The organism is Verrucomicrobiia bacterium (assembly GCA_035765895.1).
In the GTDB taxonomy this organism is placed as follows: Bacteria; Verrucomicrobiota; Verrucomicrobiia; order Limisphaerales; family DSYF01; genus DSYF01.
In genome coordinates this window covers 1-10170 of record DASTWL010000001.1, presented here as the reverse complement: position 1 = coordinate 10170, position 10170 = coordinate 1, and the positions used below count along the sequence as shown (strand labels likewise).

The window sequence follows — 10170 nt, the reverse complement described above, 5'->3', positions numbered from 1 at the left end:
GGTGTCATCACGAACGTGGGGCAGCTCTACTTCAGTCCGTTCTTCACCCAGGGCCACGGCATTTACAATCTGACCGGCGGCAGCATTTACATCGGCTCGGGCGGCATCACGGTTTTCGCCGGCGGCGGCTACGAATTGAATCTGGGCGGCGGCACGGTTGGCGCCGAAGCCAGCTGGGTGTCGGCGCTGAACCTGACGCTGACGGGCAGCAACGGCCCGGTCAACTTCGACACGGCGGGCAGCCTGATCATGCTCTCGGGCGTGCTGTCGGGTCCGGGCGGTCTGACCGTTTCCGGCGGGGGCACGCTGGAACTTTCCGGAGCGAACACTTACACCGGCGACACGCTCGTCACCGCAGGCAGCACGTTGCAGCTGGATTCCACGGGCAGCAGTGCGGGCGCGCTGGGTCTGGCGGACAGGGCCTTTTTGAACCTGAACTTTGGCGGAAATTACGTCGTCGGCAGCCTCTACACGAATGGCGTCGCGTTGCCGGTTGGTTCCTACAACGCGGGCACGCTGCCGGGCTTCATCGTGGGTTCGGGTGAAGTGCAGGTTTCCAGCGGCATCAGCACCGGCTTGTGGACGGGCGGCGGCGCGGACGACAACTGGAGTTCCGCGGGCAACTGGGACAACCATGCCGTGCCGGTTTTTCCGCATGCCCTGACCTTTGCCGGCCACGCGCGGCTCACGAACAACAACGATCTGGCCGACATTACCGTCAGCAGCCTGACGTTTGATGCCGCTGCGGGTGCGTTCGTGCTGGGCGGCAGCGACATCACCTTGACCGGCGGTCTTGGCTTCAACGGCGATCCCGCCACACCGGTTACCCAGAGCATCAATCTCGGCATGACCTGGACGGCCAACCAAACCCTCAACACGCCCACGAACGGCAATCTGACGCTGGGCGGCGCGATCAACTCCGCGAGCAGTCTTACCAAAACCGGTGCGGGCACGCTCACCTTGGGGGGCGTGGATTATTTCAGCGGCTGCATCGCCAATGGCGGCACCACCGTCATCAGCGGCAACGTGACGATCAGCGGGACGAGCGGCAGCTTCGTGTTCTTGGGTAATGCGGACACCAACTACAATGGCACACTCGTCATTCAACCGGGGGCGACACTGACTGTGGCGGGCGATTTTGACGACGCCATGGTGATTGGCCGCGACGGCGGCAGCGGCCGGGTCATCCAGAATGGCGGGACGTTCAGTTACAGCAATCCCTCACATGCCTATTTGTTTGTGGGCGCCACCAGCCATGTGGGCACGCAGGCGGCGTATGACATGAACGGTGGCGTGCTGGACCTGAATGGCGAAACCCTGGGCCTCGCGCTGGGTGATGCTGGAGTGACTTACACGGCCACGCTGACCCAGGCCGGCGGCGCCATCAATAACGTGTTCAACCTGGACCTGGGCTCGGTGCGTGCCTATGGCCGCGGTGTTTACACCCTTGGCGGGGGCACCATCACCATCGACAGTGGCGGCATCACGTCCAGCAGCGGCTCGTATGGGCTCAATCTGGGCGGCGGCACCGTGGCCGCATCGACCAGCTGGTCGTCGTCGCTCGACGTGAACCTGACGAATCTCAATGGCTCCGTCACCTTCGACACGGCAGGTAATACGATTGCCTTGAGCGGCGTCCTGTCCGGCAACGGGGGATTGATTGTGACCGGTTCCGGCGTGCTGGAGCTGGCCGCCACCAACACCTACACCGGCGACACCCTCGTTAATCAAGGCACGCTTCAGTTGGACGCGCCCGGCAGTCTGCCCAGTGCCCTTCGTCTGGTGGACGGGGCGTATCTGAATCTGAATTTCGCCGGCTCGCTGGCGGTGACCGGATTTTACACAAACGGCGTGGCGTTGCCCGTGGGCAGCTACAACGCCAGCAACCTTCCCGGATTCATTCTTGGCACCGGCGATTTGCAGGTGGCCGGTCTGGCCTTCACCACGCAACCGCAAAATCAGGTCGTGTATTTGAACCACGGACAATCGGCCACCCTGACCAGCGCCGTCGTGGGTGGGACGGCGACGTATCAATGGTATTTGAATGGAAATCCGGTCAGCGGCGCGACGAACAGCAGCCTGGCGCTGTCCGGATTGCAGATCACTGACGGCGGCAATTTTTACGTCGTGGTGACCGGGACCGCGGGTTCCGTCACCAGCAGTGTGGCGGCGGTCACCATTTACGCCGTCAACAACCACGTGTTTGTCTATGATGGTTTCGGTTATGACGTCGGTTCGGTGGATGGTGCCAGCCAGGCGGGCGGCTTTGGTTGGGACGGCCCGTGGCAGCAGACGGATGGCAATGGAGTCCTCATCACCACCGGCAACCTGCAGGGCGGCGTGAATGTTCCGGCGGGTTATGATTCCCGCTCCATCAGCAACTGCATCGAAGTGCCCTCGAATGCGCAGACACGTTCCGGACGGTTCTTTGACTGCTCCACCAACAGCGCGCTCTACAAGCAAGGGTTCATCGATGCGCACGGCAACGTCGGCGCCGACGGCAAGACGGTTTACCTTGGCCTCCTCCAGCAGCCGGACCGCACCTCCGGGTTCTACGAGTTTGAGTTTCACCGCGGCAATCTGAGCGATCCGGGCCGCATCGGCGGCATCGGCAACGACGCGGCGGGCAACAACGTCAATCTCCGCGCGCCCAACGGCGTCAACGATCGCTCGCTCGGGGCGGGCACCGCAGCGGTCAATTTCTACGTCGTGCGCATCGACTACAAGGCCGGCAATGACGATGTGTTCGTCTATCGGAATCCCAGCTCGACCTCCGAACCGGCCACGCCGACCTTGACGGTTTCCAACGTGGCGGACCTGTCGTTCAACGGCGTTTCCGTGGCGGCCTACAACGGACCCGATGTGAAGCACGACGAAATCCGGCTGGGCGCCACGTATGAGGATGCGCTGGGCCTGGCCGTCTCGAACTTGCTGCCGCCGGAGCCCTCGGCCAACGGCCGGCGCGTGCGCTTTGCAGCGACGCCCGGATTCTCATATCATATCCAGCGGGCCGGCAGTGTGGCGGGGCCATGGAGTGACATCGGCACGGTTGTATGTCCGGAAAATGGCTCCGTTGATTTTGAAGATGTGAATCCGCCTGCGGATCGGGCCTTTTACCGGACGGTGACACCTTGAGTTGTGAGGTCGGCGGAAACGAAGACTGCCGGGGCATTTCGCTCCGGCAGTCTGCTCATGAAAGGATGAATGGGATGCCATTGATGGTGAAGCAAGACATTGGGCGGTTCGTGGCCGGGGCGGTTTTATTGTTGCTGTGGCAAACCCGTGCGCCGGCTGAACGGCTGGTTTATGAAGGGCTCAACGACGCGGGCGCCGGGGCGAACCTCGCCGGGCTGAACGGCGGCACGGGATGGAACGGCGGCTGGCAAACGGTTGCCGGTTCGGGCGGCGTGGTGGTGGCGGGCAGTCTGGTGGCGGGCGCCGGCGCGCCGGCAGGGTTTGATGCGCGTTCAACCGGTGCGGCCGCGCTGGTCAATTCAACCAGCCGCGTGGGGCGCTGGCTGGATTGCTCCCCCGGCGGGCCATTCGGAACACACGGTTATCTCGATGCCGGCGGGCAGGTCGGGGCTGATGGCAAAACCGTGTATGTCGGCTTCCTGCAACAGCCCAACAGCGCGCTCAAGTTTTACGAGTTTGAATTCCACCGCGGTAATCTCGATGATCCCGGACGCGTTGCTGGCATTGGCAACGACCTCGATGCCGCCACCGTCAACTGGCGCGCGCCGAACACCACGCAAACGCCGCTCGGCCCCGGCAGCACCAATGTGAATTTCTACGTCGTGCGCATCGATTTCAAACCGGGCAACGACGATGTTTACGTTTATCGCAATCCGACCGGTGCCACCGAAGCAGAGAACGAGCCCGTGCTGACCCTGCTGGCAACGGCGGACCTGTCGTTCGATGGCCTTTCGCTCGCCGCGTTCCTCAATGGCGTGACCGTGAAGCACGACGAAATCCGGCTCGGTGAAACCTGGGCCGATGTGCTGGGCAATCCGCCGGTGTTTGTGGTGCAGCCGACGAACCAGGCGGGTTATGTCGGTCAAACCGTGACCTTCACCGCGCAGGCGCAGTCCCCGCTGCCGTTGCATTATCATTGGCAGCGCGGCACGAACGCGCTGCCCGGCCAGACCAACACCAGCCTGACCTTGTCGAACGTTCAGTTGGGCGACGCCGGTCAGTATTCCGTCACCGCGTCCAACGCGCTGGGTGTTGCCACCAGTGCGCCCGCGGCCCTGAGCATGCAGATCATCGCCCTGAACCTCTCTGGTTCGCGCAACGTGCTGGTGGGCCCGGGCACCAATCTGGTCCTCCAGGCTTCCGTGGGCGGAGCTGCGCCGCTGACGTTGCAGTGGTATCGCGATGATGAGGCGGTGGGCGGCGCGACAAACGCGACGTTGGCGCCGGCGGATGCGGGCGTGTTCGCGGCCGGCCAGTATGCGCTCGTGGCCGGCAACTCCCATGGCAGCGTGACGAGCGCCGTCGTCAACGTCTTTCCTGATTTCGGCGGCTTGCTGGCGTATGAAGGCTTCAACTACGGCCAAAGCAGCGGTGACATTGGCGGCGCCCACGGCGGCTTTGGTTGGGCCGGCCCCTGGGTCAATGTCAACGGCGCCACGTCACAGTCGTATTCCAACAGCCTGACGGCAGGCGCGAACGCTCCGGCCGGCTACGATGCCCATTCGCTGGGTGGGGCCTTGTTCAGCGCCAACGCGTCGCGCAAGGGGCGTTACCTCAACTGCTCGGACTCCGGCCCGTTGGCGCTGCGTGGCTTGCTGGATGAGCACGGCAACCTCGGGGCTGACGGCACGACGATCTACCTCAGCTTCCTCCAACAACCCAGCGCGCTGGTGCAGTTTTATGAATTTGAATTGAAGCGCGGCGATCTGGGCGATGGCGGGCGGATGGCCGGCATTGGCAACGACACGGGCGACACCCGCGCGCACTTGCGCATTGAGTCGCCGCCCGGCGGCGCCTCGACGTTTTACGACCTGGGCTCCGGCAGCACGGGCGCCAACTTCTACGTCCTGCGGATCGATTATCACGCGGGCAACGACACGTTGACGGTGTATCGCAATCCCACGTCGCAGACCGAGCCGGCATCACCGACGCTGGCGCTCACGAACATTGCCGATCTGTCGTTCAACGGGATTTCCTTCGGCGCGTATCTTAACGGAGTCACCGTCACACACGACGAGGTGCGGATCGGAATGACTTGGGCGGATGTCATTGGCCGGACAGTGTCGTGGTTGCAACTGGCGCAACGGACCAACGACGCCTCGCACCTGCTCCTCGCCGCGTCTCCGAACTACAGCTACCAATTGCAGGCCGCCACCAATGTGACGGGCCCGTGGCTGGGTTTGGGCAATGTGACGACGTCCGCCTTCGGCGCCGCACGCTTCATCGAAACCAACGTGACGCACTGGCAACGTTTTTACCGCCTGTTGAACGGTGCCGCGGCTGCGGGGCCGTCCGGCAGGGACATCGTCATCGCGGATTTTGAGCAGCCCACTTACGGCGCGTGGACCACCACGGGCACAGCGTTTGGTTCGGGCCCGGCGTCGGGCGCGTTGCCAAATCAACAGCCAGTCAGCGGTTATCAGGGTGCGGGTCTGGTGAATTCCTACAATGGCGGCGACCCGGCCACCGGCACGCTGACGTCACCGCCGTTCGTGATCACCCGGCCTTACCTGAACTTTCTCATCGGCGGCGGAAACCTTCCGGGGCAGGCCTGCCTGAATCTCATCATCAGCAACGGGATCGTGCGAACGGCCACCGGGAACGACAGCGAGATGTTGCAGCCGCAGCAATGGGACGTCCGCGACCTGTTCGGACAGACGGCGACGTTGCAGATTGTGGATTCCGCCACGGGCGGGTGGGGTCACATCAATGTGGACCAGATTGTGTTGGCCGACGACGCGTTCCCATCGTTGTCCCGGACGCTGCTGCTGACGAATAATTTGCTCAACCTGCCTGTCAAGAACGGGGCCGCGTTGAAGCGCGTCACGGTCAGCGTGGGCGGAAATCCTGTGCGCGACTTTGACATCCCGTTGGCCGCCGGCGCGCCGGATTGGTGGGCGTTTGTGGATGTGGCGGCGTTCTCGAACCAGACCGCCACCGTATCGGTGAGCAGTCTGGCGCCGGGCTCCACGGGTTTAAGCGCCGTGATGCAGACCAACGGCATTGTCGGCGCCACGAATCTTTACCGCGAGACGCTGCGGCCGCAGTTGCACTTTTCGAGCGCCCGCGGCTGGCTCAACGATGCCAACGGCATGATTTACGCCGGCGGGCAGTATCACCTGTATTATCAGCACGACCCGTTCACCTGGGACGGCTCCGGACAGAAATGGTGGGGACACGCCGCAAGCCCGGATCTGGTGCACTGGCAGGAAATGCCGGAAGGAATTTATTCTCATGCTTACGGCGACGATGTCTGGTCCGGCAGCGCCGTGGTGGATTCCGCAAACACCGGCGGGTTTAAAACGGGCACGAACGACGTCATCGTGGCGGCGTATTACAGCACGGCTCGCGGCGAATGCATCGCATACAGCAACGATGGCGGGCAAAGCTTCACGGATTACCCTGGCAATCCGGTGGTGGTGCATGCCGGAACCGGTCGTGATCCGCACCTGCTGTGGTATGCGCCTTCCAATTACTGGGTCATGGCCGTTTATGATGATGCGGGCGGCAACGGCGTGCAGTTCTACTCCTCGCCGGATTTCCGGCATTGGACGTTCCGCAGCAAAATCTATAATGGGTTTTTCGAGTGCCCGGATCTGTTCCCGCTGGCGGTCGATGGCGACACCAACAACGTGCAATGGCTGCTCTGCGACGCCAGCAGCAGCTATCAACTCGGGGAGTTCGACGGGGTGAAATTCACACCGGCCACACCCAAACTGGCGGGCAACCGCGGCGCCGGGTTCTACGCGTCGCAAACCTTCACCCGCATGCCACCCGGCGATCCGCGTGTGGTGCGGATGGGCTGGGCCATCATCGGCATGCCCGGAATGCCGTTCAACCAGATGATGTATTTCCCAACCGAACTGAACCTGCGCACCACGGCGGACGGCGTGCGCCTGTGTTCCACGCCCGTGGCTGAAATCACCAACGCCGCCGCAAACGTTTACGCGTGGACGAATCTGGTGTTGAGCCCGGGCTACAATCCGCTCGCCGGAATTCGCGGCACCCTGTTCGATTTGAAAGCGCAATTCAACGCGGGCACGGCGCAGACCCTCAACTTCACCTTTCAGGGCGTGACGGTCACCTACAACGCGGCGACCCAGCAAGTCGCCTGCAACGGAATCGTCAATGCCTTGCCGCCGGTGAACGGCCGTGTCACGCTCGAAATCATCGTGGATCGCGACTCGCTGGAAATCTTCGGCAACGATGGCGCGCTTTACATGCCGTTGCCCGTCAGCAATCCCGCCGGCACCGGCCTGGCCTCACTCACATGCACCGGCGGCACCGCGACCTTCAATTCCCTGACGGTGACCAAACTCAAATCCATCTGGCCGGCGCCATGACGTCCAATCCTGCATCATGATCAAGCCAAGCAACCCCCGGGCGCGCCGGTCGTGGCGGCAAATCGCCGGCACGGCCTTGCTCATCGGCGGACTGGGCTTCCGCACCGCCTGGGCGCAGTCGCCGGACATCGTTGTAGCCGACTTTGAGGGCACGAACTACGGCGCGTGGCAAGTGACCGGCGCCGCCTTCGGCAACGCGCCCGCCCGCGGCACCCTGCCCAACCAAATGCCCGTGGACGGCTATCAAGGCGCTGGTTTGGTGAACTCGTTCCGGGGCGGAGACGGTTCCACCGGGCGACTGACTTCGCCGCCGTTCAAAATCGAACGGCATTATCTCCAGTTTCTGATCGGCGGCGGCGGATGGGAGGGCAAGACCTGCCTGAATCTGCTGGCGGATGGAAAGGCGGTCCGCACCGCCACCGGTCCGAACGTCGAGCCCGGCGGCAGCGAGCGCCTGCAACCCGGGCAATGGGAGGTTGGTGATTTGCTGGGGCGAAGCGTCGCGCTGGAGATTGTGGATGATGCGACCGGCGGCTGGGGCCACATCAACGTGGACCAAATTGTTCAAAGTGACCGGCGGATCGTCGCGCCCGTCATCCAGCGGGACGTCACACGGGAGATTTTGATTCAGCAACCGTATCTGAATTTTCCCGTGAAGAACGGCGCGCCGAAGAAGCGGGTGACCTTGCTGGTGGACGGCCGGGAGCAGACGCGCTTCGACATCGAACTGGCGGATGGCCGGCCGGATTGGTGGGCATTTTGGGATGCCGCTCCGTATCGCGGCAAAACCCTCACCGTGAAGGTGGACCGGCTGGCCGAGGATTCTGCGGGGCTGCGCGCCATCGAACAATCCCCCACACTCAAGGAGGCGGGTGATTTATATCATGAAGCGCGCCGGCCGCAGTTTCATTTCACGTCCCGGCGCGGCTGGTTGAACGACCCCAACGGCCTCGTTTATTTCGAGGGCGAATATCATTTGTTCTATCAGCACAATCCCTACGGCTGGAATTGGGGCAACATGCACTGGGGCCACGCGGCCAGCCGGGATCTGGTTCATTGGCGGGAACTGCCCGAGGCCCTGTATCCGGATGAACACGGCACGATGTATTCCGGTTCGGCGGTGGTGGACTGGCACAACACGGCCGGCTTTCAAACTGGCCGAAAACCGGCGCTGGTCGCGATGTTCACTGCGGCGGGGCACCCCTTCACCCAGGGTCTCGCCTACAGCAACGATCGCGGCCGCACGTGGACCAAATACGGGAACAATCCCGTGCTCGGACACCTCGCCGCCGAAAACCGCGATCCCAAAGTCGTCTGGTTTGCGCCGGGGCAGAAATGGGTGATGGCGCTCTACCTCTATCAGCACGACTACGCGCTCTTTGAATCCCGCGATTTGAAGCAGTGGACCAAGCTTCAGGACTTCACGCTGCCCGGCGATGCGGAGTGTCCGAATTTCTTTGCGCTGCCGTTGGCGGGCGATGCGCGGTCGTTGCGCTGGGTTTTTTACGGCGCGAATGGCGTCTATGTGGTGGGCCGGTTTGACGGCCGGCAATTCGTTCCCGAGACGCCGCCGCGCCGTTTGCAAAATGGCAACTGCTGGTATGCGTCGCAGGTTTTTTCCGACATTCCGCCTGGCGATGGCCGCTGCATTTTGATTCCTTGGGGCCGGCTGCCCGACGGCGAAATTTTCCGCGGCATGCCCTTCAACCAGATGATGGGTTTGCCGGTGGAACTGGCGCTTCGGGACGCTCCTGCCGGTCCGGAGCTGACGGTCCAGCCGGTGCGCGAACTCAAATCGCTCCGCCAGAAAACACACCGCCTCAAACCGCAAACATTCGTGCCGGGAGACAATCCGCTGGCAAACATCACGGGCGATTTACTGGAGATCGAGGCGCAACTTTCCGTGGGCGACGCCCAGAAAATCACGCTCGAGCTGCGCGGCGTGCCGGTCATTTATGATGTGAAGGCGCAAACTCTTTCCTGCCTGGGCAGCCAGGCCGCGCTGGCGCCGCAAGCTGGCAAAATCACACTGCACTGCTTCGTGGATCGCGCGTCAGTGGATGTTTTTGGTGGCGACGGCACGCTTTATTTGCCGATGGCCAAAGCGCTTTCGCCCGAGAATCGGCGTCTGAAACTTTCCTGTCTGGGCGGTCGCGCCGGCATCGTTTCGGTGGCGGTTTATGAACTCAAGTCGGCGTGGCAATAGCCGGCAGCCATGAACGCCTCCCCCCAACTCTTCGCTTGTGTTTGCGCCGCGGCCACGGGCGCGAAATATGTGTTCGGTCTGGACTGTGTTGAACTGATCAAACCATGAAACGGCGAATCTTCTTCTGGTCCGTCACCTCCGCGCTGGCGGGATTTCTGTTCGGCTTTGACACCGTGGTCATTTCCGGCGCCGAACAGACCATTCAAAAGCTTTGGGGTCTGAGCGCGGCGTTGCACGGACTCGTCATGGGTTCGGCGCTTTACGGCACAGTGCTTGGCTCGCTGCTCGGCGGCTGGCCGACGGACAAGCTGGGCCGCAAGCGGACGCTGCTCATGATTGGCGGGCTGTATGTCGTTTCGGCCGTCGGTTGCGCGCTGGCCGGCAACGTCACCCAGTTCGTGCTGGCGCGATTACTGGGTGGACTGG

The 10170-nt window shown here is 62.8% G+C and carries 4 protein-coding genes; all 4 read left to right on the top strand.

Annotated elements, in window-relative coordinates; all coding sequences use genetic code 11:
* Nucleotides 1–3135, top strand: a 3135-nt coding sequence (locus VFV96_00020) for an autotransporter-associated beta strand repeat-containing protein (protein HEU5068782.1), incomplete at its 5' end; no start/stop codon positions are given.
* A gap of 83 nt (nt 3136–3218) precedes the next feature.
* Nucleotides 3219–7538: an immunoglobulin domain-containing protein gene (locus VFV96_00015; GenBank protein HEU5068781.1), complete on the top strand. Its 4320-nt coding sequence runs from the start codon at nt 3219–3221 to the stop codon at nt 7536–7538.
* A gap of 16 nt (nt 7539–7554) precedes the next feature.
* Entirely contained in the window at nt 7555–9744 is a 2190-nt protein-coding gene (locus tag VFV96_00010) for a glycoside hydrolase family 32 protein (protein ID HEU5068780.1), read from the top strand.
* A 104-nt stretch (nt 9745–9848) separates the two neighbouring features.
* Nucleotides 9849–10170: MFS transporter (locus VFV96_00005; GenBank protein ID HEU5068779.1), on the top strand; the 322-nt coding region annotated here is incomplete at its 3' end.

Bases quoted from the DNA above. Each gene is read 5' to 3' on its own strand.
- VFV96_00015 (HEU5068781.1), top strand. From the start codon at position 3,219: ATGGTGAAGCAAGACATTGGGCGGTTCGTGGCCGGGGCGGTTTTATTG.
- VFV96_00010 (HEU5068780.1), top strand. From the start codon at position 7,555: ATGATCAAGCCAAGCAACCCCCGGGCGCGCCGGTCGTGGCGGCAAATC.